22 protein-coding genes and 2 rRNA genes are annotated in these 23,550 nt (G+C 62.7%); 15 read left to right on the forward strand and 9 right to left on the reverse strand.

Annotated features, from left to right (window positions below; genetic code table 11):
- The 7 genes from F0A17_RS00005 to rlmM all read left to right on the forward strand — a co-directional run.
- Positions 1–1,006: ribosomal RNA gene (locus tag F0A17_RS00005) — 23S ribosomal RNA — on the forward strand; the annotation flags it as partial.
- Positions 1,007–1,106: 100 nt separating this feature from the next.
- Positions 1,107–1,222: ribosomal RNA gene (rrf, locus tag F0A17_RS00010) — 5S ribosomal RNA — on the forward strand.
- A 199-nt stretch (positions 1,223–1,421) separates the two neighbouring features.
- Complete coding sequence (locus tag F0A17_RS00015) at positions 1,422–1,889, forward strand: winged helix-turn-helix domain-containing protein (protein ID WP_228716762.1); 468 nt, start codon at positions 1,422–1,424, stop codon at positions 1,887–1,889.
- A gap of 92 nt (positions 1,890–1,981) precedes the next feature.
- Positions 1,982–2,761, forward strand: a complete 780-nt coding sequence (gene modA / locus F0A17_RS00020; RefSeq protein WP_187774575.1) for a molybdate ABC transporter substrate-binding protein — start codon at positions 1,982–1,984, stop codon at positions 2,759–2,761.
- Between the two features lie 12 nt (positions 2,762–2,773).
- Positions 2,774–3,469, forward strand: coding sequence for a molybdate ABC transporter permease subunit (gene modB / locus F0A17_RS00025; RefSeq protein ID WP_149326314.1), 696 nt, complete (start codon positions 2,774–2,776; stop codon positions 3,467–3,469).
- A gap of 11 nt (positions 3,470–3,480) precedes the next feature.
- A complete protein-coding gene (gene modC / locus F0A17_RS00030) occupies positions 3,481–4,611 on the forward strand; it encodes a molybdenum ABC transporter ATP-binding protein (protein WP_228716763.1) in 1,131 nt (376 codons plus the stop codon).
- A gap of 124 nt (positions 4,612–4,735) precedes the next feature.
- A complete protein-coding gene (rlmM, locus tag F0A17_RS00035; protein ID WP_149326315.1) occupies positions 4,736–5,821 on the forward strand; it encodes a 23S rRNA (cytidine(2498)-2'-O)-methyltransferase RlmM in 1,086 nt (361 codons plus the stop codon).
- 27 nt (positions 5,822–5,848) lie between these two features.
- Here the strand turns inward: rlmM and F0A17_RS00040 are convergent, their stop codons facing one another.
- Positions 5,849–6,136 (reverse strand): antibiotic biosynthesis monooxygenase family protein, encoded by a 288-nt coding sequence (locus F0A17_RS00040; RefSeq protein ID WP_149326316.1) that lies wholly within the window; start codon positions 6,134–6,136, stop codon positions 5,849–5,851.
- A gap of 28 nt (positions 6,137–6,164) precedes the next feature.
- On the opposite strand from F0A17_RS00040, the gene tusA reads away from it, so the two are divergent.
- Positions 6,165–6,416 (forward strand): sulfurtransferase TusA, encoded by a 252-nt coding sequence (gene tusA / locus F0A17_RS00045; protein WP_149326317.1) that lies wholly within the window; start codon positions 6,165–6,167, stop codon positions 6,414–6,416.
- 24 nt (positions 6,417–6,440) lie between these two features.
- Here tusA and F0A17_RS00050 read toward each other — a convergent pair whose 3' ends face one another.
- From F0A17_RS00050 to F0A17_RS00060, 3 genes are all read right to left on the reverse strand, one after another.
- The gene (locus F0A17_RS00050; protein ID WP_149326318.1) at positions 6,441–7,142 is read right to left on the reverse strand and encodes a hypothetical protein; all 702 of its coding nucleotides are present in this window, start codon (positions 7,140–7,142) and stop codon (positions 6,441–6,443) included.
- A gap of 126 nt (positions 7,143–7,268) precedes the next feature.
- Complete coding sequence (locus F0A17_RS00055) at positions 7,269–8,315, reverse strand: DUF3080 family protein (RefSeq protein ID WP_149326319.1); 1,047 nt, start codon at positions 8,313–8,315, stop codon at positions 7,269–7,271.
- Positions 8,287–9,735, reverse strand: a complete 1,449-nt coding sequence (locus F0A17_RS00060; protein WP_149326320.1) for an MATE family efflux transporter — start codon at positions 9,733–9,735, stop codon at positions 8,287–8,289. The genes F0A17_RS00055 and F0A17_RS00060 overlap by 29 nt, the downstream gene beginning before the upstream one ends.
- Before the next feature lie 133 nt (positions 9,736–9,868).
- Here F0A17_RS00060 and F0A17_RS00065 point away from each other — a divergent pair, with 133 nt between their 5' ends.
- Entirely contained in the window at positions 9,869–10,453 is a 585-nt protein-coding gene (locus F0A17_RS00065; RefSeq protein WP_149326321.1) for an elongation factor P hydroxylase, read from the forward strand.
- On the opposite strand, the gene F0A17_RS00070 is transcribed toward F0A17_RS00065, so the two are convergent.
- Positions 10,411–11,262, reverse strand: coding sequence for a LysR family transcriptional regulator (locus F0A17_RS00070; RefSeq protein ID WP_149326322.1), 852 nt, complete (start codon positions 11,260–11,262; stop codon positions 10,411–10,413). The two genes, F0A17_RS00065 and F0A17_RS00070, sit on opposite strands and share 43 nt — an antisense overlap.
- A gap of 101 nt (positions 11,263–11,363) precedes the next feature.
- Here F0A17_RS00070 and F0A17_RS00075 point away from each other — a divergent pair, with 101 nt between their 5' ends.
- Positions 11,364–13,592 carry a thiamine pyrophosphate-dependent enzyme gene (locus F0A17_RS00075; protein WP_223111480.1) on the forward strand — a complete coding sequence of 743 codons (2,229 nt, stop codon included), beginning with the start codon at positions 11,364–11,366 and terminating at the stop codon, positions 13,590–13,592.
- Positions 13,589–14,683, forward strand: coding sequence for an ACP S-malonyltransferase (locus tag F0A17_RS00080; RefSeq protein ID WP_149326323.1), 1,095 nt, complete (start codon positions 13,589–13,591; stop codon positions 14,681–14,683). The genes F0A17_RS00075 and F0A17_RS00080 overlap by 4 nt, the downstream gene beginning before the upstream one ends.
- A gap of 13 nt (positions 14,684–14,696) precedes the next feature.
- Here F0A17_RS00080 and F0A17_RS00085 read toward each other — a convergent pair whose 3' ends face one another.
- Positions 14,697–15,173: a hypothetical protein gene (locus F0A17_RS00085; RefSeq protein ID WP_149326324.1), complete on the reverse strand. Its 477-nt coding sequence runs from the start codon at positions 15,171–15,173 to the stop codon at positions 14,697–14,699.
- A gap of 1 nt (position 15,174) precedes the next feature.
- The gene (locus tag F0A17_RS00090) at positions 15,175–16,101 is read right to left on the reverse strand and encodes a TatD family hydrolase (RefSeq protein WP_149326325.1); all 927 of its coding nucleotides are present in this window, start codon (positions 16,099–16,101) and stop codon (positions 15,175–15,177) included.
- Between the two features lie 140 nt (positions 16,102–16,241).
- Between F0A17_RS00090 and F0A17_RS00095 the strand changes: the two genes are divergently transcribed.
- Positions 16,242–18,164: an ATP-binding cassette domain-containing protein gene (locus F0A17_RS00095; RefSeq protein ID WP_149326326.1), complete on the forward strand. Its 1,923-nt coding sequence runs from the start codon at positions 16,242–16,244 to the stop codon at positions 18,162–18,164.
- Between the two features lie 90 nt (positions 18,165–18,254).
- Here the strand turns inward: F0A17_RS00095 and F0A17_RS00100 are convergent, their stop codons facing one another.
- Positions 18,255–18,710, reverse strand: coding sequence for a universal stress protein (locus tag F0A17_RS00100; protein ID WP_149326327.1), 456 nt, complete (start codon positions 18,708–18,710; stop codon positions 18,255–18,257).
- Between the two features lie 101 nt (positions 18,711–18,811).
- On the opposite strand from F0A17_RS00100, the gene F0A17_RS00105 reads away from it, so the two are divergent.
- A complete protein-coding gene (locus tag F0A17_RS00105; protein WP_149326328.1) occupies positions 18,812–19,366 on the forward strand; it encodes a preprotein translocase subunit YajC in 555 nt (184 codons plus the stop codon).
- Between the two features lie 4 nt (positions 19,367–19,370).
- Here F0A17_RS00105 and slyA read toward each other — a convergent pair whose 3' ends face one another.
- Positions 19,371–19,814 carry a transcriptional regulator SlyA gene (gene slyA, locus F0A17_RS00110; RefSeq protein WP_149326329.1) on the reverse strand — a complete coding sequence of 148 codons (444 nt, stop codon included), beginning with the start codon at positions 19,812–19,814 and terminating at the stop codon, positions 19,371–19,373.
- A 349-nt stretch (positions 19,815–20,163) separates the two neighbouring features.
- Between slyA and fadB the strand changes: the two genes are divergently transcribed.
- Positions 20,164–22,326 carry a fatty acid oxidation complex subunit alpha FadB gene (gene fadB / locus F0A17_RS00115; RefSeq protein ID WP_149326330.1) on the forward strand — a complete coding sequence of 721 codons (2,163 nt, stop codon included), beginning with the start codon at positions 20,164–20,166 and terminating at the stop codon, positions 22,324–22,326.
- Between the two features lie 28 nt (positions 22,327–22,354).
- Positions 22,355–23,533 carry an acetyl-CoA C-acyltransferase FadA gene (fadA, locus tag F0A17_RS00120; protein WP_149326331.1) on the forward strand — a complete coding sequence of 393 codons (1,179 nt, stop codon included), beginning with the start codon at positions 22,355–22,357 and terminating at the stop codon, positions 23,531–23,533.
- Positions 23,534–23,550 lie beyond the last annotated feature (17 nt).

Here is a 23,550-nt window from a genome sequence, read left to right on the forward strand (position 1 = left end):
AAACGGCGGCCGTAACTATAACGGTCCTAAGGTAGCGAAATTCCTTGTCGGGTAAGTTCCGACCTGCACGAATGGCGTAATGATGGCCACGCTGTCTCCACCCGAGACTCAGTGAAATTGAAATCGCCGTGAAGATGCGGTGTACCCGCGGCTAGACGGAAAGACCCCGTGAACCTTTACTATAGCTTCACACTGGACGCTGATGTTGCTTGTGTAGGATAGCTGGGAGGCTTGGAAACCCGGACGCCAGTTCGGGTGGAGCCAACCTTGAAATACCAGCCTGGCATCATTGGCGTTCTAACTCAGGTCCGTGATCCGGATCGAGGACAGTGTGTGGTGGGTAGTTTGACTGGGGCGGTCTCCTCCCAAAGAGTAACGGAGGAGCACGAAGGTACCCTCAGCACGGTCGGAAATCGTGCGATGAGTGCAAGAGCATAAGGGTGCTTGACTGCGAGACAGACACGTCGAGCAGGTACGAAAGTAGGTTCTAGTGATCCGGTGGTTCTGTATGGAAGGGCCATCGCTCAACGGATAAAAGGTACTCCGGGGATAACAGGCTGATACCGCCCAAGAGTTCACATCGACGGCGGTGTTTGGCACCTCGATGTCGGCTCATCACATCCTGGGGCTGAAGTCGGTCCCAAGGGTATGGCTGTTCGCCATTTAAAGTGGTACGCGAGCTGGGTTTAGAACGTCGTGAGACAGTTCGGTCCCTATCTGCCGTGGGCGTTGGAGATTTGAGAAGAGCTGCTCCTAGTACGAGAGGACCGGAGTGGACGCACCTCTGGTGTTCCGGTTGTCACGCCAGTGGCATTGCCGGGTAGCTACGTGCGGACGGGATAACCGCTGAAGGCATCTAAGCGGGAAGCCCCCTTCAAGATGAGATCTCCCCGAGGCCTCGAGCCTCCTGAAGGGCCCAGCGAGACCAGCTGGTTGATAGGCCGGGTGTGGAAGCGCTGCAAGGCGTTGAGCTAACCGGTACTAATGGCCCGTGAGGCTTGACCATATAACCCCAAGGGGTCTGCGCATCGCGCGCAATTGACGGATACGTCCTGAGCCCAGGCCAGGCAGAGACGATCACGCCAGCATGATTCCAACCGTTTACGCCTGACGACCATAGCGAGTGGGAACCACCTGACCCCATGCCGAACTCAGCAGTGAAACCGCTCAGCGCCGATGGTAGTGTGGGGCTTCCCCATGCGAGAGTAGGTCATCGTCAGGCTTCTCTTCAGAAACCCAGCTTCGAGAGAGGCTGGGTTTTGTCGTTTAGGGGCCTCCCACGTAGCGTAGCGGAGCGCCGCCCGGAGCGTCAGGCATCTCTTCAGAAACCCCGGCCAATTGGTCGGGGTTTGTCGCTTGGGGGCCTCCCATCGCCCGTGCCTACCCCGAGCTCACGCACCCCATAGGAACGAGTGACGCTGATGTTGGGCATCGACGAGCGGGAAGTAGGCATACCGTATTCTACCGATGCCGATTACGATTGGGACTGGACACTTTGCAGTGATATTCGCATGACACGTACTTATCATAACCAGCCTCGCTTTCAGCTCCGACTAGTCGACCAGAAGGATGTCGTTCTGGGTCCAGGAAAGGCCGACCTGCTCGACCGCATCGATGCCTGTGGCTCGATCACTGCAGCGAGCCGCGAGCTCGGTATGAGCTACAAGAAGGCCTGGCAACTGATCGATACCATGAATCGTCACTTTCCCTCACCGCTGATTGCCACGGCTGCGGGTGGAAGCGAGGGTGGAGGGGCTCAAGTCACGCCGCTGGGGCGCAAAGTACTCGATCACTATCGGGCACTGCAGCGCATGCTGGCTCCGGGCGCTTCCGACGATGTCGATGCATTATTGAAACTGCTGAAAGACTCCGAGTCCTCCAACAATTGAACGACCACGCGGTTGCCAAGCCGTGAGCGCCTCGTTATAGTCCCGTTATTTCCATGCATACATAACGGTGGCTCATGCTTTGTCGTGCATTCATGTCTTCCCGTTTGGCTCGGCCTGTGCTGCTTACCCTGTTGTTTGCCGCTGTGCCTGTGACACAGGCGGCAACCCTGCATGTGGCAGCCGCCGCCTCCATGACCGATGCCATGGATGATGTCATCAAGGCCTATTCGGCGAAACAGGGCGACACGACCATTGTCCCCCTATATGCCTCTTCCTCCACACTGGCCCGCCAGATAGCCAACGGTGCCCCTTCGAACCTGTATATTTCCGCCAATCTCGCCTGGATGGACTGGCTGGAAGAGCAGGGTGTCATTCTGCAGGAGCGAGCCAACCTGCTTCAGAATCGCTTGGCCTTGGTGGCACCAGACGACAGTGAGAAACGTGGTTTCACTCCGGGCCTGGATGGGCCCCTCTTGAGCTTGCTTGCATCAGGGGAGCGTCTTTCGGTAGGGGACCCCGGCCATGTGCCGGTGGGTATTTATGCGCAGCAGGCCATGGAGGCGCTGGGCGAGTGGCCGAGTCTGGAGCCTCGGCTCGCCCGAGCCAATGATGTGAGAGGTGCGCTGGCTCTGGTGGAGCGCGGTGAAACACCGGCGGGTATCGTTTACCAGACCGACGCCGAGGCAAGCGAAGGCGTACGCATTCTGGGCCTGTTTCCTCTCGATAGCCATGAGCCCATCGTCTATCCGGTCGCCCTGATCGATGCCGAGGGCAACGATGCGGCATTAGATTTCCGCGCTTGGTTGGAAAGCGAGGAAGCGCTGGCGATCTTCGCCGCTCATGGTTTCTCGCCTGTCGACAATGCGAAGTAGGCGGATGAATCGATGCTGACCCCGGACGAGTGGGAAGCCATTCTCCTCAGCATAAAGATTGGCATCAGTGCGGTGGGGTGGATCCTGCTGCCTGGTATCGCCATTGCCTGGCTGCTGGCACGACACGAATTTCGTGGCAAGGCGCTGCTCGATGGTATTGTTCACCTGCCGCTTGTGTTGCCGCCTGTGGTTATCGGCTATCTGCTGCTGGTCTCTCTGGGGCGCCAGAGCTGGCTGGGTCGTTGGCTCCACGAGCTGTTCGGCATCGCCCTGCCCTTTACCTGGCAGGGCGCTGCCGTGGCGAGCGGGGTCATGGCCTTTCCCTTGCTGGTTCGTGCCGTCCGCCTTTCCCTCGAGGCGGTCGATCCCAAATTGGAAGCCGCGGCCAGCACACTCGGAGCCGGTCGTTGGCGTATCTTTCTGACCATCACCATACCACTTTCCGTCCCGGGCCTGCTGACGGGCGCCTTGCTGGCCTTTGCCCGTGCCCTTTCCGAGTTCGGCGCCACGATCACCTTTGCCTCCAATATCCCAGGTGAGACGCGCAATCTCCCATTGGCACTCTATACACTGATTCAGTCTCCAGGCCGCGAAGCGGCAGCCGCCCGACTTTGCATCTTGTCGATTATCATCGCCATGCTCACGTTATTGGCCTCTGAGTGGCTGGCAAACCACGCACGAAACCGCCTACGCGAACGTGATACGTAAGGAACGCTCTCGTGATAACCACCCGGAACTCGACGATTTCAACGTCGGCTGGCCCGGAGAACGGCCTGCGGCTCGATGTGCGCAAGTGCCTGGGTAATTTCACCCTACAGGCGCGTTTGTCACTACCGGCTCGCGGCGTGACAGCGTTGTTCGGCGTATCTGGCAGCGGTAAGACCAGCCTGCTGCGCCTGATCGCCGGGTTGGATCGGCCAGACGAGGGCGTCATTCATATCGGCAAGCGCTGCCTAGTGGACACTACAAGGGGGCACTGCCTTCCGCCGCATCGTCGACGTATCGGTGTGGTCTTTCAGGAAGCCAGGCTCTTCCCTCATTACCGAGTGCGCGGCAATCTTACCTACGGCATGCCGGCTTCTGCTCGGTCACGTTTCGACCCCATCGTTGACCTGCTTGGCATCGGGAGGCTATTGGATCGCATGCCGGGAACACTCTCCGGGGGGGAGGCCCGGCGAGTTTCCATCGGCCGGGCACTGCTGAGCGACCCCGAACTCCTGCTGATGGATGAGCCGCTGACTGGGTTGGACGGCGCCCGAAAGCACGAGCTCTTGCGCTACATTCTCACGCTGACCCGAGACCTTGAGATTCCCATTGTCTATATCAGTCATGATCCCAAGGAGATAAGCGCCATCGCCGATCACTTGGTGCTCATTGAAGCGGGCGGCGTCGTGGCCAGCGATAGCCTGGAAAGGGTACTGAGCCGCATCGACCTGACAACCCAGCTCGGCGGGTTCGACGCCGCTTCGGTGCTCGAAGCACTCGTGACAAGACATGATGATGAGTATGCACTCACGCACCTAGACCTCGGCAATGACCAGACGTTGGTGGTGCCGCTCGTCGACGCCCCGCCAGGTGCGCGTTGTAGGATAAGGATCCCGGTGCATGACGTGGCACTGGCGCTGTCGTCGCCTGCCGATACCAGCTACCGCAACCGGCTTGATGCTGTCATCAAGCGGGTCGGTACCCTGCAAGACAGCCCCACTTCGGTGGAGTTGCTGCTCGAAGTCGGTCATCACCCGATGCGCGCGCGCTTGACTCGCAAATCCTTCGATGAGTTAGGGCTTGCCGAGGGCATGCCGGTAAAAGCCCTGATCCGCTGCGTGGCATTCGATATGCGCCATCTGTAGTGCGCGTATTCCTGCGGCAGGGCATCACGAGCCCCTGATGTTGGACCGCTGTAAGAACCTGCCGACAGCCGCGGCCAGGCCTGATACCATTCGCGGCATCCAAGAACGGCACAAGAGAGTCCTAATGTCCCGCCTGGCAAAGCAATTGACACCCGACCAGTTGCTCTTCTACTGCCGCCCCGGATTCGAGCGCGACGTATCCGCCGAAGTAGAGGCCCATGTCGACCAGTTGGGCTGGCAGGGCAGACCGGAGTTCTCGCCTCAGCAAGGATACCTGCGCTTCGTTGTGGATGATGGCCGGCCGGCTAACGAGTTGCACAGGGAATTGCGTTTCGATCGCCTCGTCTTCGCTCGACAAAGTCTGCTGGCACTGTCGCCGCTATTTCTTGCTCGGGAAGACAGGGTCTCGGCCATCGTCGAGCAAGTGCTTGCCAGCGGCTGGAGCTTCGATGCAATCTGGCACGAGACGCCTGATACCAACGAGGGCAAGGCATTGGCGGGCCTGATCAAGGCGCTGACGCGTCCTCTCGAATCGACGCTGCGCAAGCGTGGCGCTTTGCGCCGCAAAGCTGGAGGCCGCCGTCTGCATCTGTTCTGGACGGATGGCGATCGTGTCCAACTGGGCATGAGCTTTCGGGGTAATCGCAGCGAGTTGCCTGGTGGCATCCGGCGGCTGCGCTTTCCCTCGTCAGCCCCTAGCCGTTCGACGTTGAAGCTGGAGGAGGCCTGGCACGAATTTCTTCCGCGGGATGAGTGGGACCTACGGTTGGCGGAAGGCATGCAGGCTGCCGACCTGGGAGCCGCTCCCGGTGGCTGGACCTGGCAACTGGTCAGGCGAGGCATGCATGTCTATGCCATCGACAACGGTCCTATGGAGAAGACACTGATGGCATCGGGGATGGTCGAACACCTGGTAGAGGATGGTTTCGTCTGGGAACCTCCTCATCGGCTGGATTGGCTGGTATGCGATATCGTCGACAAGCCGGCTCGTGTGACGGCGATGGTACAGCGTTGGTTGACGCGGCGTTGGTGCAGGGAAGCGGTTTTCAACCTCAAGCTGCCGATGAAGCGGCGCTGGGAGGAAGTGCAGCGCTGCCTCAGCAACCTCGAGTCGGCGCTGGCCGAAGCCAGGATTCGAACCGAACTCAACTGTCGCCACCTCTACCACGATCGCGAGGAGGTCACGGTGCACGTGCGTCTGCTCGACTGACGATGGAAGAGGTCGCGGCCTTCTTCATCAGTAGGAGGGTTCGTAGAGGCGAATCGACTCTTCCTCGGTGAGCAGGGGCAGGATGCGTTGCATGACACGGGCACGTTCCTCGCTGGTGTACCAGTCGTTCCATGCGCTCAGATCGCGCCACTTCACGATTATCAGACGGCGGTCGCTATGGCCCAGTTCGGCGAGAGTTTCTCCGCCGAAAAAGCCCCTGGCGCCGAGAGACCCACGCATCGCCTCGCGTGCCGCCTCCTCGTATTCCTCCTCCAGGCCAGGCATGATACGACGTTCGATAATAATCTTGATCATCTAGCCATTTCCTACGCCGAGGTTATCGATGACGAATAGTGCCGACTCGCTGCCTGACTTTCAGGCCGAACTGGACACGCGAGGCCTCTATTGTCCGGAGCCCATCATGCTCATGCATAACAAGGTTCGTGACATGAACGCCGGCGAAATCCTCAAGGTGGTGGCGACCGATCCGGCCACCACTCGCGATGTGCCCAAGTTCTGCAACTTTCTGGGTCACGAGCTACTGTCCCAGCAGGAATCGGACGGTCAGTATTTCTACTTTATCCGTTTAGGCTGATGTCATGCCAGCCGACATGAAATGTCAGCCGGAGCCGTCGGTAACGACCATCAGGGCCAGAGCCTCCAAGGTGCAGGGGTCCTGTTCGCGAATGCGATTGGCGATGCTGCGCTGGAAGAAGTAAACCACGCGATGACGGCTACGCCCGGGGTAGAGACAAGAGTCCCCCGGAAGAATCGGCGTCGATTCGACGAGCGTTTCGTCCGCCAACAGGGCCTCGATATTGCCGTCGCTGTAGAGTCGCCAGCCAAAGACCTGCTTCAATTGCCAGGGACGATTGTCGTCATCGATGCATAGGGCGTGGGTGCCCTGAGTATCAGGGATCTGCTGGATGAGAGTGATTTCCCGCGTTTCTTCATAATCGAAGTAGGCGGCGGCATGCTCAAGCTCGCAGGCCTTGTGCGCGGGCGCGACATCGAGCAGCTCCTCGGTTTCGGGATCGCGGTAGCCGACGAAGCAGCCATGCTCGGAGTCGTCCAACTGATGGCAGGCGGTGAGCGCCTCCATCCAGGGAACCAGGCCAACCACCTCGCCATCCTCGCGGAGCCCCCAGGCGAGGATAGGCATGCCGTAGAGGGAGTCAGGATCCGAGGCCAGGCTGTAAACCATCTCGAGGCCATCGAGCTCGGGGGAAAGGCGAACCAGGCGCTGCTTGGCCTGGAGTTTCCGACGCATCGTTTCCAGGTCGATGACCCGGGCAGGGCGGGGTGACGGTGTCATACCCATGATCCTCCCTCCAGATTTGCATGGCCGAGCAGTTGTCACGGCTGCGGCACGGCTGACGGGATCGACTCCTACCTTTCACACACCAATATCATAGAGTCGGCGTGCAAGTTAAGCCTGCCGTCGCTTTTACTCGCAGCGACCGCGCAAAACCTGCCAGTGGCGACGATGCTCCTCCCGTGCGCGACGCAAGGCGGGTAGTGGTGCTGCCGGGTTTTCCAAGGAAAGCCAGCGCTGCCGATAGGCGGCAACCGCATCGGGGGGCGGGATGTGGCTGTCGAACAGGGCATCGACGGCTTGCAACCAGCGCTCGGCGACCGCTTCTAGCCGACTCAACCAAAGGAAAGCCGGTAGTTCGGGCAATTCACGTGTCAGGCCGGAGGCAGACTGTACCGGACAGGCAGTGGCGTTGGTGAGGGCATCGTTCAGCAGCATGTTGGCTTCGCTCAGTCGTTGCTCTGCGAGAAGAAGGGCACGCAGCAGTTCAGCCGTGAACGGGCGATTACGCAGCGTACTGAGATGGGCTTCCAGCGTGGCGGAATCGGGAGACCAATGTGGATTGAACTGGTTGAGCGTCGCCTCACGCAACCAGGTGACGGCTTCAAGCTGTGCCTCGAGAGCACGGGTGTCGCCTGGTGCGAGAGGCGAGCTCGCCCGAGAGAAACTGCCGATCCACTCCTTGGAATCGAACTGGCTGTTCCAGCTTACCAGCGGGAGCTGCTCGGTCTTGCTCCGGAGGAGGCGTTCGAGCCGCTTGCGATGAGGCTCGGAGAGCGACGCGGGCACTTCGCTGTTACCGCAGGCGTGCAGGCGACGCCAGAGTTCGAGTTCGTAGATCCAACGCTGGCTGGGCGGGGCCACACGACCTAGCTGGTTGTTGCGTGCGGCGACCAGCGAGGTGATCCGGCATTCGCGCAGCGCATAGACGCTGAGAATGCTCTCGCGCGTCTCGGGAACCTCGAAGAGGCGCTCATTTCGTTCGGGGAAGGCGTCGATATTGCCTGGCGGGCTTCTTTCCGGTGCCTGCCGCCCCAGGGCCGAGGCCAACTTGCGCTGGTAGTCGACGAGGCTGGCCTCGCCTTCGCCGCCATCGCTGCAACCCATGAGCAGCATTAAGAGCAGGGAGAGAACGAGGCGTCGGATCGTTTCAGCTTCGAGGAACGTCCAGCTTGCCATAGGCGACTCCCTTGGCCCTGCGTCGGAGGCGTTCGCTGAGCAGCACGGCCGCCACGGTGAGACCGGCGATCAGGCCGATCCAGTAACCGTGCACCCCCATCGGAGCCCATAGCCCTGCCAGCCCCTGTGTGCCCAGCCAATGCCCACCGCCCAGGCCGACCAGCCAGTAGGCGAACATGGTGATTATCATGATGATCCGGGTATCTTTGTAACCGCGCAGGGCGCCTGCCAGGTTGACTTGCAGCGAATCCGACACCTGGTAGAGCATGGCAAGCAGCACCAGCGAGAGCGCGAGCCGTTGGACGTCCGTGTCGTGCGTATAAAGTCCGATGACCGGCTCCGCGGTCAGCCAAAGCAGTGCACTGTTGAACAGAGCGATGGCGAGCGATATCAAGATGCCGTTCCATGCCACCATCCGCGCCCGAGCCGTGTGGCCCTGGCCCAGCGTATTGCCGACCCGTACGGTCAGCGCCATGCTCAGGGCCAGCGGCAGCATGAACAGGAGCGAGGTGTAGTTCAGGGCGACCTGGTGCGCAGCCACCGTCACCTCGCCGAGGCTGGCGATGAACAGCGAGATCAAGGTGAAGAGAGTGACCTCGACGAAGATCGCCACGCCGATCGGTACGCCGACGTAGAGCAGCTCACCGATCATGCGCCAGTGCGGCGGAGTCGGCGAGTGCCACAGGGCCACGCCGCGGTAGGCTCGGGAGCGGCGGGTGTAGAGAATCATCGCCAGGCACATGGACCACATGGACAGCGCGGTGGCCACGCCACAGCCAAGGGCTCCTAGGGCCGGAAGGGACTGCACCCAGGCCGGCAACCCGTCACCGAACGCTCCGGTCAAGCCCGCACCACCATAGATCAGCACGAAATTGCTGGGGATGTTCACACCAAGCCCTACCAAGCTGATCCACAGCGATGGACGAGTGTGATTCATGCCGTCGGAAAAGGCGCGTAGCGCCTGGAACAGGGCCACTCCCGGCATGCCGAAGGCCACGGCGGCGAGGTAGGCGGCAGAGCGCACAGCGACGTCGGGGGGAACGTCCATCAGGCGGAAGATGGGCGTCACCATGACCCACAGCAACAGGGCGGCGACGATGCCGAGCGCTACGGCCACCCATAGCGCCTGGTGCACATTGGGGCGGATGCGCTCGGTTGCGCCAGCGCCCAGCAACTGGGCCACGATGGGCGTGAGCCCCATCAGCGTGCCGGTCATGAACAGCATCAGCGGCAACCAGAGACTGGACCCTACCGAGACGGCGGCCAGGTCGGTGGCGCTGACCCGTCCGGTCATCATGATGTCGACGACGCTCATGCCGGCCTGCGCCAACTGGGCGCCACAGATCGGCAAGGTCAGACGGATCAGTGGCCGCGTCTCCGTGCGGCTGATGCTCAGCAGGTCAGAAAGGAACGAGGCCAAGGGTTATGCTCCATGCAGACAGGACACTTCAGCAACGCGCCGAGGGAGCCGGTCATGTTAGCAATAACCGGTGGATTTCGCTGCGCGAATGACCTCTTTATACTGGCGCCTTGTCAGCTAACCAGGGGTATCCGTGAATCATCGACTCGAAGACGTGATCGCCCTATTCGACGGTCTCTTCCAGGCGCGCTACAACACGCGCCTCGTGCGCGGCGGCGATGAACCGCTGTACCGGCCGGCCGATGCCCGCTGTCCTTATCATCGGGTCATCTTTGCGCGCGGGTTTTATGCCAGCGCCTTGCACGAGATCAGCCATTGGTGCATCGCCGGCAAGCGACGCCGCCGACTCGAGGACTATGGCTATTGGTACCTTCCCGACGGTCGAGATGCCGAGCAACAGCGACGCTTCGAGGCAGCCGAGGTGGCGCCTCAGGCACTTGAACTGCTGTTCTCGCGCGCCTGTGGGCTGCGCTTTCATGTCAGCGTCGACAACCTGGGCGGCAGCGTCGAGGTAGATCGTGGGGCTTTCACTGCCCGCGTCGAGGCGCGAGCGGCCCGCTACAATCGCGACGGGCTGCCTTCCCGGGCGGCTGCCTTTCGCACCGCTCTGCTGGCCTTTTATACCCATGGCGAGCCACTTTCGCGCGCCGTGAAGGTCGGTCTGGGCACGTTCGATCAAGCCTGCTCTTCGGATTCCCATGCCTGTCTGCCGAGTTGAAGCAACGGCAACAGCGCCGGCATGGCCTGTCGGGTCGAGTAGGCCACGCCGATCGTCTGATGAATATCGAGCCCGTCCAGCGAGCGGCACTGCACATCGGGGCGGGCCAGGATCTCGGGCCAGGCCGGCACCAGCGAGGCGCCGACGCCGGCCGCCACCAACCCCAGGGTATACTCGATGGTGCGCAGCCGCGCGCGGACCTGACAGCGCACTCCGGCGGCATTGAGAACGGTGGCCAACTGCTCCATGGCAGCGCAAGGTTGCCGCCAGATGAACGGCAGCTCCTCGAGATCGGCCACGGTCACGGTACGTTTCAGGCCCAACGGATGCCCGCTGGGCAGCGCCAGGCGATAGCTGTCATGCCAGATCGGCTGAAAGGCCTCGCCCGGTGATACGTCCTGCTCGCCGATGATGCGAGCGTCGCAGCGCTCCTCCGGGTTGACCAGCGTCAGTGCCAGGCTGTTGCCTTGGGCAATGTATTCCTTGAGCAACGACGTCATGCGATTGGCGCCCAGCGAACGCATCAGCCCCAGGCGCACGGGTGTCGGCGGTACGGGGGTGTGGAAAATCTGCGTGATGGCATTGATATCCTCGGTGACGCGTCGGGCCAGCGGGTAGAGACGATGGCCCTCCTCGGTCGGGGTGATGCCCCGGCGATGGCGCTCAAAGAGCGGGGCGCCCAATCGTTCCTCGAGTTGTGCCAGCGCCGTGGAGATCGAGGGCTGGGCCACGTGGCAGCGCCGGGCGGCGGCGCTGATCGAGCCGCTTTCGTAGGCGGCGATGAAGTAGCGCAGGCTTCGCACATCCATAGGGTTGTCCTATAGCTAGGGCAGGATATCGATATTATCGCTTTGTCTGTCGGGCACGCTAGGCTGTAACCATTACCTAGACAGCCCCGGGAGCCTGTTCCGTGCTCGAACCTCTTCCTCAGGAGCAGCGATTCTTCGCTGCGCTACGCAGCGGCGACTGGCCCGTACCACAACGGGAGTGGCAGCTCGACGAGGTCGGGCTCACTCCCTCCGGCCTGGCCGAGTTGTTCGAAACCCAATTGATGAGTCGACACCTGGACCTGCACGCCCGGCGCCTGCAGGCTCGGGGCGAGGCTTTCTATACCATCGGCAGCGCCGGTCATGAGGGCAACGCGGCCATAGCGTGCGCCTTCCGACATACGGATCCCGCCTTCCTGCACTATCGCGATGCCGCTTTCCTGATTCAGCGCAGCCGTGCCGTGCCGGGGCAGACGCCGCTGTGGGACCTGCTGCTGAGCTTTGCCGCCTCGGCGGAGGATCCGATTTCCGGCGGTCGGCACAAGGTATTGGGGTCGAAGACGCTGCACATACCGCCCCAGACCAGCACCATCGCCTCGCACCTGCCCAAGGCCGTGGGAGCGAGCTACAGTCTCGGCCTGTGGCGGAGGTTGGGCGGCGCTGGCGAGTGGCCCGTCGATAGCGTGGCGATCTGCAGTTTCGGCGACGCTTCGTTCAACCACTCCACCGCACAGGGGGCGCTCAACGCTGCCGGCTGGGCCGCCTACCAGGGGGCGCCGATGCCCTTGGTGATGGTGTGCGAGGACAACGGTATCGGCATTTCCACGCCCACGCCGGACGGCTGGATCGAAGCCAACATGCGCTCGCGACCCGGCTTCCACTACCTCGCCTGCGACGGTCTCGACCTGCTCGATACCTGGTGGGCGACCAGAGAAGCCGAGCGCATCGCGCGGCGCCGCAAGCAGCCGGTGTTCCTGCACATGCGCTGCGTGCGGCTCTACGGCCATGCTGGCTCCGATGCCCAACAGGCCTATATGACGCCTTCCCGGATCAAGGCCGACGAGGCGCGCGATCCGCTACTGGTCACGGCAGGGCTGCTCCAGCGCCATGGGGTGCTCGATGCCGCTGCCATCGAAGCGCTCTACCGCTCGGTGGCCGAGCGGGTCGCGCATGTCGCCGAGGAGGCGATTCGCCGGCCCAAGCTGAAGGCGGCCGGCGAGGTCATGGCGAGCATCGTGCCGCCGACAAGGCCGGGGCGTGCGCGGCCCTGGCAGGGCGAGGTGGACGCGACCCCAGCCCCCATGGCCAAGCTGCTCAACCAGGCGCTGCAGCGCTTGATGATCCGCTATCCGCATCTGGTGATGGCGGGTGAGGACATCGGTCGCAAGGGAGGTGTGTACGGCGTTACCCAGCGCCTGCAGGCGCAGTTCGGGCCGCATCGGGTGATCGACACCCTGCTCGACGAGCAGAGCATCCTCGGGCTCGGCATCGGCCTGGGGCAGAACGGCTTGGTGCCGATCCTCGAGATCCAGTTCCTGGCCTACCTGCACAACGCCGAGGATCAGCTGCGCGGCGAGGCGGCCACGCTAAGCTTCTTCTCCAACGGCCAGTACACCAACCCCATGGTGGTGCGCATCGCCGGGCTCGGCTATCAGAAGGGCTTCGGCGGGCATTTCCACAACGACAATGCCATCGCCGTGCTGCGCGACATTCCCGGACTGCTGGTGGCCTGCCCATCGAACGCCGCCGACGCCGTGGGCTTGCTGCAGGAGGCCGTGCGTCTGGCTGACGAGGAGCAGCGCGTGGTGGTAGTGATCGAACCGATCGCGCTCTACCACACCCGCGACCTGTTCGAGGAGGGCGACCAGCGGTGGTGTTTTGCCGATCCCGGACCCGAGCATCGATTGGGCGTGGGCGAGCTTGGTGTATGGGGCGAGGGGCGTGAGCTTGCCATCGTTACCTACGGCAACGGCGTCTATCTGTCGCGGCAGGCTGCCGCCAGGTTGGAAGCCGACGGCGTGGCGCTGCGCATCGTCGATCTGCGCTGGCTGACCGCCATCGATCATGACGCCGTGCATCGCCTGGTCGCCGACTGCGCCCAGATACTGGTCGTCGACGAGTGTCGACGCAACGGTTCGCCCAGCGAGGAACTGATCGCGGGCCTGGTGGAGCGTGGCATGGCGAGCGACAGGCTGAACCGGATGACCGCCGAGGACAGCTTCATTCCGCTGGGCCGGGCGGCGACCGTGACGTTGCCTTCGGTCGAGTCCATCGTCGAGCAGGGCCGTTGCCTGACGGTAAGACGAGGGCAGGTCAATGAAATCGCGACACAGATGGCTGGCGCGACATCGGCAAGGAGCAGCGAGGCATGAGCGCAACGCGTAATTCTTCTCCCGTTTCTGCAGCACGCGAGAGGCTTCTGGTCGTCTGCCCCGGACGCGGCACCTACAACGCCACCGAATGGGGTATGCTGAATCGCCTGGCGGGCGGTTGCGACTGGCTGAAACGCTTCGACGCGATGCGCCGCGAGGCCGATATGCCGACCCTTTCCGAATTGGACGGCGAGACGCCTTTCCGCCGGAGCCTGCACGGGCGGGGCGAGCACGCCTCGCCGCTCATCTATGCCTGCGCCTGGGCCGATCTGCTGGCCATCGACCGTGAGCGCTATGAAATCGTAGCGGTGACAGGCAACTCCATGGGGTGGTACATCGCCCTGGCGGTGGCCGGTGCGCTGAACTCCGAGGATGCACTACACCTGATTGGCACCATGGGGCTGATGATGCAGGAGACCCTGGCCGGCGGGCAGGTCATCTATCCTTGGGTCGATGAATCATGGCGTCCGGACTGGACGCTGCGCCAAGAGCTACTGGCACTGATCGAGCGTATTCATGGTAGCTCGGGGGCCGAGCTCTATCTCTCGATCGAGCTCGGCGGGATGCTGGTGTTTGGCGGTAACGAGACGGGGTTGGCGCGTCTGGCCGAGGCGGTGCCGCCACGCGAGCGACTTCCGCTACGACTGCATCAGCACGCCGCCTTCCATACACCGCTGCAGGAGGGGGTAAGGCGGGAGGCGCGCCGCGAGCTGGCAAGCTTGCCGCTGCACGCGCCCGAGGTGCCGATGATCGACGGCCGTGGTCATGTCTGGACACCCTGGAGCACCGATTCCGAACGGCTGTGGGACTACACGCTGGGCGAGCAATTGGTGGCGCCCTATGACTTCACGGCGGCCATTCGGGTCGGTGTACGTGAATTCGCACCGGATCGCATCGTGATCCCTGGCCCGGGGGCGACCTTGGGTGGTGCCACGGCACAGGTGCTGGTCCAACTCGGCTGGCGAGGCCTGGACAGCAAGGCGGCCTTCCTGGCGCTGCAGGCGCAGGATCCGGCACTGTTATGCATGGGAATTCCCGAGCAGCGCGAGCGTCTCGTGCGTGACACCGAAGCGATGCCGCTCGGCGCCTGAGCGCTCCAGGCGTTCAGATATCACCCAGGCGCTCATGCAGGCGAAGCATTACCTCCACCTCGTGCTCGGGTCGCAGCGGCTCGAGCCCCATCTCACCGAACAGTTCGTTGCGCGCTCGACGCCACTCGCCCGCGGAGAGGTCGGGATATAGACTGTCAGCGGGAGCCAGCTCGACGAAGGGATCGATGCCATAGGTATCGAAGAGTCGCGCCAGGGCCGCCTCGTCGCTGCTGACACCGGCAGTGAAGAGAGTGGCATTGAAGTGATCGCTCTCCAGCTCCCGGATCACGTCCAGAGGGCTGGCTCCGAAGCTGTGAAGCTCCTCCATGCTGTAGCCGTTGAGTTCGTTGAACTCGTCGTCGAGCCAGTCGTCGTCCGGCTGGATCAGCGTGTGCTTGATGCGGCCGTCGGGCAGTACCCAGGCGATCGCCAGAGGCAGGTCGCTGTCGTTACCGGTCTCCACGGCGATGAATCCGGGAATATCGGCCATATCAAGACTCCTTCAGCTGGGCATGGCCAGTGTCAATCGCGCCGTCGCCTGCCGGCAGGCGGAAGAAGGCCCGCGCAGTATCGTGGGTGGCGCGGGCAAGGGTGGCGTCGTCATCCCCACGCCAGTGGGCGATCTCGCGTACGATCCAGGGCAGGAGCGAAGGTTCGTTACGCCTGCCCTTGAGCTTGGCGGGCAAATTGCGCGGCAACAGGTAGGGACAGTCGGTTTCTACCATCAATCGCTCGAGCGGAATCTCTCCGACCAGCTCGCGTAGATGATGACCGCGCCGCTCGTCGCAGATCCAGCCGGTCAGGCCGATGTGCAGGTTCAGGTCACGATAGCCGTAGAGCGTATCGCGGTCGGCGGTGAAGCAGTGAATCACTGCGTCGACGATGTCGTCGCGCCAGCTGCGCAGTATCTCACGCATGCGTCGTCCGGCGTCGCGTTCGTGAAGGAACAGTGGCTTACCGCTTTCAGCCGCGAGCCCCAACTGAGCTTCGAAGGCGCGCTCCTGTTCGGCCGGCGTCGAGAAGTTGCGGTTGAAATCGAGGCCGCACTCGCCCACCGCCACCACTTCGGGCAACCGATGCAACTCATGCATGGCCGCAGCCAGCGCGCCATCCCAGTGGCTGGCATCGTGCGGATGCACACCAGCGGTGGCGAAGAGGCCCGGAAAACGTCGCGCCAGCTCGACCGCCTGCTCGGCGTGGGCGAGGTCGGTACCGGTGACGATCAGGGCGTCGACGTTGGCGGCTCTCGCACGGGCCAGCACGGCCTCGAGGTCGCGAGCGAAACTGGCGTGGGTCAGGTTGGCCCCGATGTCCACCAGCGCCGCCGGCGAGCGCCGTTGCAGGGCCTCGGGAAGAAAGTCATCGAAGGTAGCGTCGGTGTCGGCCAAAGGTGCACTCCTGTGCAGATTTACCTGCATTGTAACCAAAGCCACGCCGGGCCAGCCATGCGTTACACTAGGAGCCTGCCGGACTTGACGCTGATCCGCTACCCTTGCTTCCTGCGACGGTCGGTCAAATTCGGCGGGCCTTTCGCCTGAATGATCAATGAGGAAATTGCGTGACTCTGTTACGTCTGGAACGGTTGCAACTGGCCTATGGCAACCATGTGTTGCTCGACGGGGCCGACCTGGTGCTGGAAAAGGGAGAACGGTTGGCGCTGGTCGGGCGCAACGGCACCGGCAAGTCGACCCTGCTCAAGCTGGTGGCTGGCGAGATCGTCCCCGACGATGGCAGCATCTGGCGCGCGCCAGGGCTGAAGATCGGAGTGCTGGAGCAGGACCTACCCGCCGCTACCGGCGAAACCATCTTCGATGTGGTGGCCCAGGGCTTGCCCCAAGCCGGCGAGTTGCTGGCCGAGTATCATCATCTTGTTCACGCGGCCGATCCCGACATGAAGCGCATGGCGACGCTGCAGAACCGGCTCGAGGCCATCGATGGCTGGTCTTTCCATCAGCGCATCGACGTGGTGCTGACTCGGCTGGGGTTGCCGGCCGACGAGCTGATGAGTTCGCTATCCGGCGGCTGGCGGCGGCGAGTGGCGTTGGCTCGGGCGCTGGTGGCCGAGCCCGATTTGCTGCTGCTCGACGAACCCACCAATCACCTGGATCTGGATACCATCGCCTGGCTGGAGGAGCAGTTGCTGGCCTACAACGGCGTGGTGCTGTTCATCACACACGATCGCGCCTTCCTGTCGAAGCTGGCCACATCGATCCTCGAGCTCGACCGTGGCCGACTGGGGCGTTACCCGGGAGACTACGCGGCCTACCAGCGTCAGAAGGCTCATGAGCTGGAGGTCGAGGCGCGGGAGAACGCGGAATTCGACAAGAAACTCGCGCAGGAAGAGGCGTGGATTCGCCAGGGGATCAAGGCCCGTCGGACCCGCAACGAGGGGCGCGTGCGCGCGCTTGAGCAACTGCGCCGCGAGCGCAGCCAGCGACGCAACGTTCAGGGCCGGGCCAGTTTCGGCGTCGACAGCGGCGAGCGCAGCGGCAAGCGTGTGGTCGAGCTGATCGGTGTGACTCATCGTTTCGGCGACGAGCCGATCATCCGCGACCTCTCGCTGGAGATTCAGCGGGGCGATCGGATCGGCCTGATCGGCCGCAACGGTGCCGGTAAGACCACGCTGCTCAAGATATTGCTTGGCGAACTGGAGCCCAGCGAGGGCAAGGTGCGCTTGGGCACCAATATCAAAGTGGCCTACTTCGATCAGCTACGAGCGGGGCTCGAGCCGGAGAAGAGCGTCTACGACAACGTCGCTCAGGGCAGTGACCGTATTACGGTGGGTGGGAAGGATCGACACGTCATCAGCTACCTGCAGGACTTCCTGTTCACCCCCGAGCGGGCGCGCCAGCCGGTCAAGGCGCTCTCCGGTGGCGAGTCGAACCGGCTATTGCTGGCGCGGTTGTTCACCCAGCCCGCCAACGTGCTGGTGCTCGACGAGCCCACCAACGATCTCGATGTCGAGACGCTCGAGCTGCTCGAGGAGCTGCTGCTCGATTTCGATGGCACGCTGCTTTTGGTTTCCCATGATCGCGCCTTCATGGACAACGTGGTCACCGGCGTACTTGCCTTCGAGGGTGAGGGGATCGTGCGCGAGTACGTGGGCGGTTATAGCGACTGGGTGCGCCAGGGGGGCAAGCTGCCTCCGGCGCCTTGGGAAGGGGCGGCGCGCCAGCAGGTAGAACCGAGCAAGCCGCCCGAAGCATCGCCCAGAGCGGCCTCATCGGTATCGCCGTCGGTAAAAAAGACCGCCAAGCTTTCCTACAAGCTGCAGCGTGAGCTGGACGCCTTGCCGGCCGAGATCGAAAGGCTCGAGGCCGAAGTGGCCGACTTCGAAGCGAAAATCGCCGACCCGGACTTCTACCAGCAGGATACCGGTACCGTAACGGAGACACTTCAAACGATGAACGATAAGCAGGCGGAACTCGATGCGGCCATGGAGCGCTGGATGGAGCTGGAGGCAATGGCGGCAGGGGAGTGACGCTGCAGAGAAGTAAGCGAAGCGCACTAGAGCCGGATATGGCCGAAAGGCTGCTGACCGCCGGCGGCGGTCAGCGAGACAACGGCAGGCTTATTCGGCGCTCTGTTCGCCCTTCTGGCCCACCCGCACCGCTAGCACGTCGCACTGGGCACCATGCAGCACGCCGGTAGAAGTGGAGCCGAGCAGCAGGGCAAAACCATGGCGGCCGTGGGAGCCGACCACGATCAAATCGACATCGTTCTCGCCGGCGAAACGATGGATCTCGGTATCTGGCATGCCCACCACCACGTGCTGGTTCTCCTTCGCCACGTGGGGATCGGCGATCTCGGCCAGGCGCTGCTTGGCATGCTCGTCGAGTTGGTCCTGGATGCTGGTCAGATCCATGGGAATATCACCGCCATAGGCGAAGCCCAGCGGTTCCAGAGTATGCATGATCGACAGCATTGCCTGGTTGCGCTCGGCAATCTGCAGGGCACGCTCCAGGATCTTGTGAGAATCCTTGGTCAGATCGACGGCGACCAGAATGTGGCGATATTCATTGCTCATGACAGGCTCCTGCGAAGGGCTCGGTGATATTGTCGTGTCTTCACTCTAGGACGCCTGTTGTGTCAAGACAACGACTTGCGTCAAGAATCGGGAGATACCAGATGGTCTGGGTAGTGATATTGGTGGTGCTGATGCTGATGGTGGGGCCGGTCATGTGGCTGCGGCCCAGCCCGCGGCAGCGGCGCATCGTGCCGCTGCGAAATGCGGCGAACAAGGCCGGGGTCAGGGTGGCGCTGGAGAAGCCGCCGCTGCATGGCACGAACACCGCCATGCCGGCCTATCGCTGGTATTTTCCCGCCGAGGCGCCCGGGCCAAGATTCGTGCTGGTCCGCGATAGCGAGGCCAGCCAAGTGTTGAAGCCTTACCTAGGCGACTGGCGCTGGCGCATCGAGCCATTAAGACCGCTGCCCTCAGTTGCCAGGGAAACGCTCGAGTCGCTGCTGAGTCGACTGCCTCAGGATGCCTTGGTGGTCGAGTCCAGTGAGACAGCTCTCACCCTCTGGTGGTGGGAGTCGCAGGGCGCCGAACGGTTCCTGACCTACGATGCCGATCTGCGTCGATTACGCAGCACCCTGGCAGGGCACGCCGACCGACCTCCACCCAGCCGAGTGCTCCCTCAGGAAACTGGAGAGACTCGGGAGCCGGGTGGGAAATGAGCCCCTAAGCATCGCTCTCCCTGGCCTGAATCTCCAAGCCATTATTCTCGATATGCGCCAGCAGAGCGTCGAGTCGTTGGACATCACCCTCGCTGAGGCCGGCCAGCATCTCGCGTCTTGCTTGGTTCACCACTTCATCGATCTGCTCGAGTAGTGGGGTCGCCTCGGAAGTCAGGAAGACCCGCTTGGTACGACGATCCTGTTCGCAGGGCCGCCGTTCAATAAGGCCTTGCTCCGAGAGCTGGTCCAACGTTCGCACCAGCGATGGCGCTTCCACGCCGATGGCGCGCGCCAGGTCGCACTGGGGCTGACCGTCGCCGAGCCGCCAAAGATGATAAAGCGTGATCCAGCGAGTCTGGGTCAGGCCCAGGGGTGCCAGCCGCCGGTCGATCACGGCCCGCCATAATCGCGGCAGACGGGAAAGACGAAAACCGATGTTCTGGTGCATGGGGCTCCGCTAGGAAATCGTTGAATTGACCGAATTGTCCGGACCCCTTGCGTGTAATGCAACACATGCGGACCGCCGCCTTGACCTGCTTCGGCGTGTTTCCGGTATTCGGTGCCGAGGTGGCGGAGTCGCAGGCGCCTAATCGACATGAAGGTCTATGCTCCGGCGAAAGCCGGAAGTTGCGTGTCGTTCCCGGGATACCGATGGCTGCGGTCGACCGCAGTGCCTTTGACCGAAGTGTCATCGGGGACTTGACGTGCCGCCCGGAGTACACCAAGCTTTCGGGAATCAAACGATCGTATGAATCCTGGGCGCTCCAACGCCAACCTCTCTGTGTGGAGATTCGTGGATGATCTATCAAGGCAACGCCATCACGGTGGTACGCAACGGCGATGACATCGCCATGCTCACCTTCGACCTGAAGGACGAGTCCATCAACAAGCTGTCCAGTGCGGTAGTGACCGAGCTGGATGAGGCCGTACAGGCAATCCGCAATGAGAGTGGCCTCAAGGGGCTCGTCATCGGCAGCGGCAAGGACGTCTTCATCGTGGGTGCCGATATCACGGAGTTTCACGGGCTGTTCGAAAAAGGCGAGGAGTTTCTGGTCGAGATGAACCTCAAGGTTCACGACATCTTCAACGCCATCGAGGACCTGCCGTTTCCCACCGCGACCGCTATCAACGGGCTGACGCTGGGGGGGGGCTGTGAAGTGGCGCTGACCACCGATTTCCGCGTCATGAGCGACAAGGCCAAGATCGGTCTGCCCGAGACCAAGCTAGGTATCCTGCCCGGCTGGGGGGGCTGCGTGCGTCTACCGCGCCTGATCGGTTCCGACAACGCCGTCGAGTGGATCGCGGGTGGCACCGAGAATCGCGCCGATGCGGCGCTCAAGGTTGGTGCCGTGGATGCCGTGGTGCCGGGCGATCGGCTCGAGGCCGCGGCGCTCGATATCGTGGCGCGTGCCAATGCAGGCGAGCTCGATTACGCAGCCCGCCGCGCCGAGAAGACCGGACCGCTCAAACTCAATGCCATTGAACAGATGATGGCGTTCGAAACGGCCAAGGGCTACGTGGCCGGTAAGGCGGGGCCGCACTATCCGGCGCCGATCGAGGCGATCAAGGTGATCCAGAAGGGGGCCGGCGAAGAACGGGCGCGGGCTCAGGCCATCGAGGCCAAGGCCTTTGCCAAGCTGGCCATGACCGATGTCTGCTACAACCTGGTGGGGCTGTTCCTCAACGACCAGGTGGTCAAGAGAAAGGCCGGCAAGTACGAGAAGCAGGCCAAGGCGGTCAAGCAGGCCGCCGTGCTGGGTGCCGGCATCATGGGCGGGGGTATCGCCTACCAGAGTGCCTCGAAGGGCACCCCGATCCTGATGAAGGACATCAAGGAAGAGGCCATCGAGCTGGGGCTCAAGGAGTCGCGCAAGCTGTTCGCCAAGCAAGTGGAGCGCGGCAAGCTAACCACCGAGCAGATGGCCGAGAAGCTGACCCATATCCGTCCGACGCTCTCTTACGGCGACTTCGGTCATGTCGACCTCGTCGTCGAGGCGGTGGTCGAGAACCCCAAGGTCAAGGATGCGGTGCTGACCGAGGTGGAAGGCCTGGTAAGCGAGGACACCATCCTCACCTCCAACACCTCGACCATATCGATCACTCGCCTGGCGCAGAACCTCAAGCGCCCCGAGAACTTCTGCGGCATGCATTTCTTCAACCCGGTGCACCGCATGCCGCTGGTCGAGGTCATCCGCGGCGAGAAGACCGGCGACGCCGCCGTGGCGGCCACTGTGGCTTATGCCCGAGCCATGGGGAAGACGCCGATCGTGGTCAACGACTGTCCCGGCTTCCTGGTCAATCGCGTGCTGTTCCCCTATTTCGGCGGGTTCAGCCTGCTGGTCGAGCAGGGCGCCGACTTCCAGCGCGTCGACAAGGTAATGGAAAAGTTCGGCTGGCCCATGGGACCTGCCTACCTGCTCGACGTGGTGGGCATGGATACCGCGGTGCATGCCAACGAGGTGATGGCCGAAGGCTTCCCCGACCGCATGGCGCAGGGGGGGAGAAACGGCACCAAGACCGCCATTCAGGTGATGGTAGAGAATGAGCGTTTGGGACAAAAGAACGCCAAAGGCTTCTATGCCTACGAGGAGGACAAAAAGGGCAAGCCGAAGAAAGTCAGCGACGAGCTGGCCCATGCGTTGGTCAAGCAGGTCGTCCAGCAGGAGAAAGAGTTTTCCGACGAGGACATCATTGCTCGCATGATGGTGCCGCTGTGCCTGGAGACCGTGCGCTGCCTCGAAGACAGTATCGTCGAGACACCGGCCGAGGCCGACATGGCGCTGATCTACGGTATCGGCTTCCCGCCGTTCCGCGGTGGTGCGCTGCGCTATATCGACGCCATGGGCGTGGCTGAGTTCGTCAGGCTGGCCGATGGCCTGGCCGAGGAGCTTGGGCCGCTCTATGCCCCCACCGACAAGCTGCGCCAGATGGCCGATTCCGGCGAACGTTTCTACAGCTGAACCCACCGCGTGCAGGAGGTAAGTTGAAATGAGTTTGAATCCGAGAGATATCGTGGTGGTCGACGGCGTCCGTACCGCCATGGCCAAGGCCAAGAACGGCGCCTTCCGCAACGTACGCGCCGAGAATCTCTCCGCCGCGGTGATGCAGGCGCTATTTGATCGCAACGCCAACCTCGATCCCGCCGAAGTCGACGACGTGATCTGGGGCTGCGTCAACCAGACCCTCGAGCAAGCGATGAACATCGCCCGCAATGCGGCGATCATGACCGGCATTCCGCGCACGGTGCCGGCCCAGACGGTCAACCGCCTGTGCGGTTCCTCCATGACCGCGCTGCACATCGCCGCTGCCAACATCAAAGCCGGCATGGGAGATTTCTATCTCATTGGCGGCGTGGAGCACATGGAGCACGTTCCCATGACCCACGGCGTCGACGTCAACCCGGCGGCCAGCAAGTACGCCGCCAAGGCCGCCATGATGATGGGCCTGACTGCGGAGCTGCTGGGCAAGATGCACGGCGTCACCCGGCAGGAGCAAGACAAGTTCGGCGTGCGTTCGCACCAGCGCGCCTACGCCGCGAACCAGCAGGGCTACTTCGACAACGAGATCGTCGGCGTCGAGGGGCATGACGAGCGCGGCTTCCGCACGCTGTTCAAGCACGATGAGGTGGTGCGCATCGATGCCAGTCTCGAGGAGATGGCCAAGCTCAAGCCGGTCTTCGATCCACGCAGCGGCACCGTATCGGCAGGTACCTCCTCGGCGCTCTCGGTGGGGGCTTCGGCCATGGCGGTCATGAGCTACGAGCGTGCCAAGGCGCTGGGTCTCACGCCGATGGCCCGCGTTCTTTCCACCGGCGTGGCAGGCTGTGACGCCTCGATCATGGGGTACGGTCCGGTACCGGCCTCGAAGAAAGCGCTCAGGGCCGCCGGTTTGTCGTCCGCCGATATCGAGTCCGTCGAGCTCAACGAGGCGTTCGCCGCCCAGGCGATTCCGGTGCTCAAGGATCTCGGTTTCCTGGATGCCATGGACGAGAAGGTCAACCTCAACGGCGGTGCCATCGCCCTGGGCCATCCACTGGGCTGCTCGGGCGCGCGCATCTGCACCACACTGCTCAACGTGATGCAGCAGCAGGACACCACCCTGGGGCTCGCCACCATGTGTATCGGCATGGGGCAGGGGGTGGCAACGGTCTTCGAGCGTTTGAAGTAAGCGCCATGTTCGGCGAG

The sequence above is a fragment of the Billgrantia pellis genome, from assembly GCF_008297955.1.
Classification (GTDB): domain Bacteria; phylum Pseudomonadota; class Gammaproteobacteria; order Pseudomonadales; family Halomonadaceae; genus Halomonas; species Halomonas pellis.

Excerpts from the sequence above, each read along its gene's own strand:
- F0A17_RS00015 (WP_228716762.1), top strand. The coding sequence starts at position 1,422 with ATGTTGGGCATCGACGAGCGGGAAGTAGGCATACCGTATTCTACCGAT.
- modA (WP_187774575.1), top strand. The coding sequence starts at position 1,982 with ATGTCTTCCCGTTTGGCTCGGCCTGTGCTGCTTACCCTGTTGTTTGCC.
- modB (WP_149326314.1), top strand. The coding sequence starts at position 2,774 with ATGCTGACCCCGGACGAGTGGGAAGCCATTCTCCTCAGCATAAAGATT.
- rlmM (WP_149326315.1), top strand. The coding sequence starts at position 4,736 with ATGTCCCGCCTGGCAAAGCAATTGACACCCGACCAGTTGCTCTTCTAC.
- F0A17_RS00040 (WP_149326316.1), bottom strand. The coding sequence starts at position 6,136 with ATGATCAAGATTATTATCGAACGTCGTATCATGCCTGGCCTGGAGGAG.
- tusA (WP_149326317.1), top strand. The coding sequence starts at position 6,165 with ATGACGAATAGTGCCGACTCGCTGCCTGACTTTCAGGCCGAACTGGAC.
- F0A17_RS00050 (WP_149326318.1), bottom strand. The coding sequence starts at position 7,142 with ATGGGTATGACACCGTCACCCCGCCCTGCCCGGGTCATCGACCTGGAA.
- F0A17_RS00055 (WP_149326319.1), bottom strand. The coding sequence starts at position 8,315 with ATGGCAAGCTGGACGTTCCTCGAAGCTGAAACGATCCGACGCCTCGTT.
- F0A17_RS00070 (WP_149326322.1), bottom strand. The coding sequence starts at position 11,262 with ATGGATGTGCGAAGCCTGCGCTACTTCATCGCCGCCTACGAAAGCGGC.
- F0A17_RS00080 (WP_149326323.1), top strand. The coding sequence starts at position 13,589 with ATGAGCGCAACGCGTAATTCTTCTCCCGTTTCTGCAGCACGCGAGAGG.
- F0A17_RS00085 (WP_149326324.1), bottom strand. The coding sequence starts at position 15,173 with ATGGCCGATATTCCCGGATTCATCGCCGTGGAGACCGGTAACGACAGC.
- F0A17_RS00090 (WP_149326325.1), bottom strand. The coding sequence starts at position 16,101 with ATGCAGGTAAATCTGCACAGGAGTGCACCTTTGGCCGACACCGACGCT.
- F0A17_RS00100 (WP_149326327.1), bottom strand. The coding sequence starts at position 18,710 with ATGAGCAATGAATATCGCCACATTCTGGTCGCCGTCGATCTGACCAAG.
- F0A17_RS00105 (WP_149326328.1), top strand. The coding sequence starts at position 18,812 with ATGGTCTGGGTAGTGATATTGGTGGTGCTGATGCTGATGGTGGGGCCG.
- slyA (WP_149326329.1), bottom strand. The coding sequence starts at position 19,814 with ATGCACCAGAACATCGGTTTTCGTCTTTCCCGTCTGCCGCGATTATGG.
- fadB (WP_149326330.1), top strand. The coding sequence starts at position 20,164 with ATGATCTATCAAGGCAACGCCATCACGGTGGTACGCAACGGCGATGAC.
- fadA (WP_149326331.1), top strand. The coding sequence starts at position 22,355 with ATGAGTTTGAATCCGAGAGATATCGTGGTGGTCGACGGCGTCCGTACC.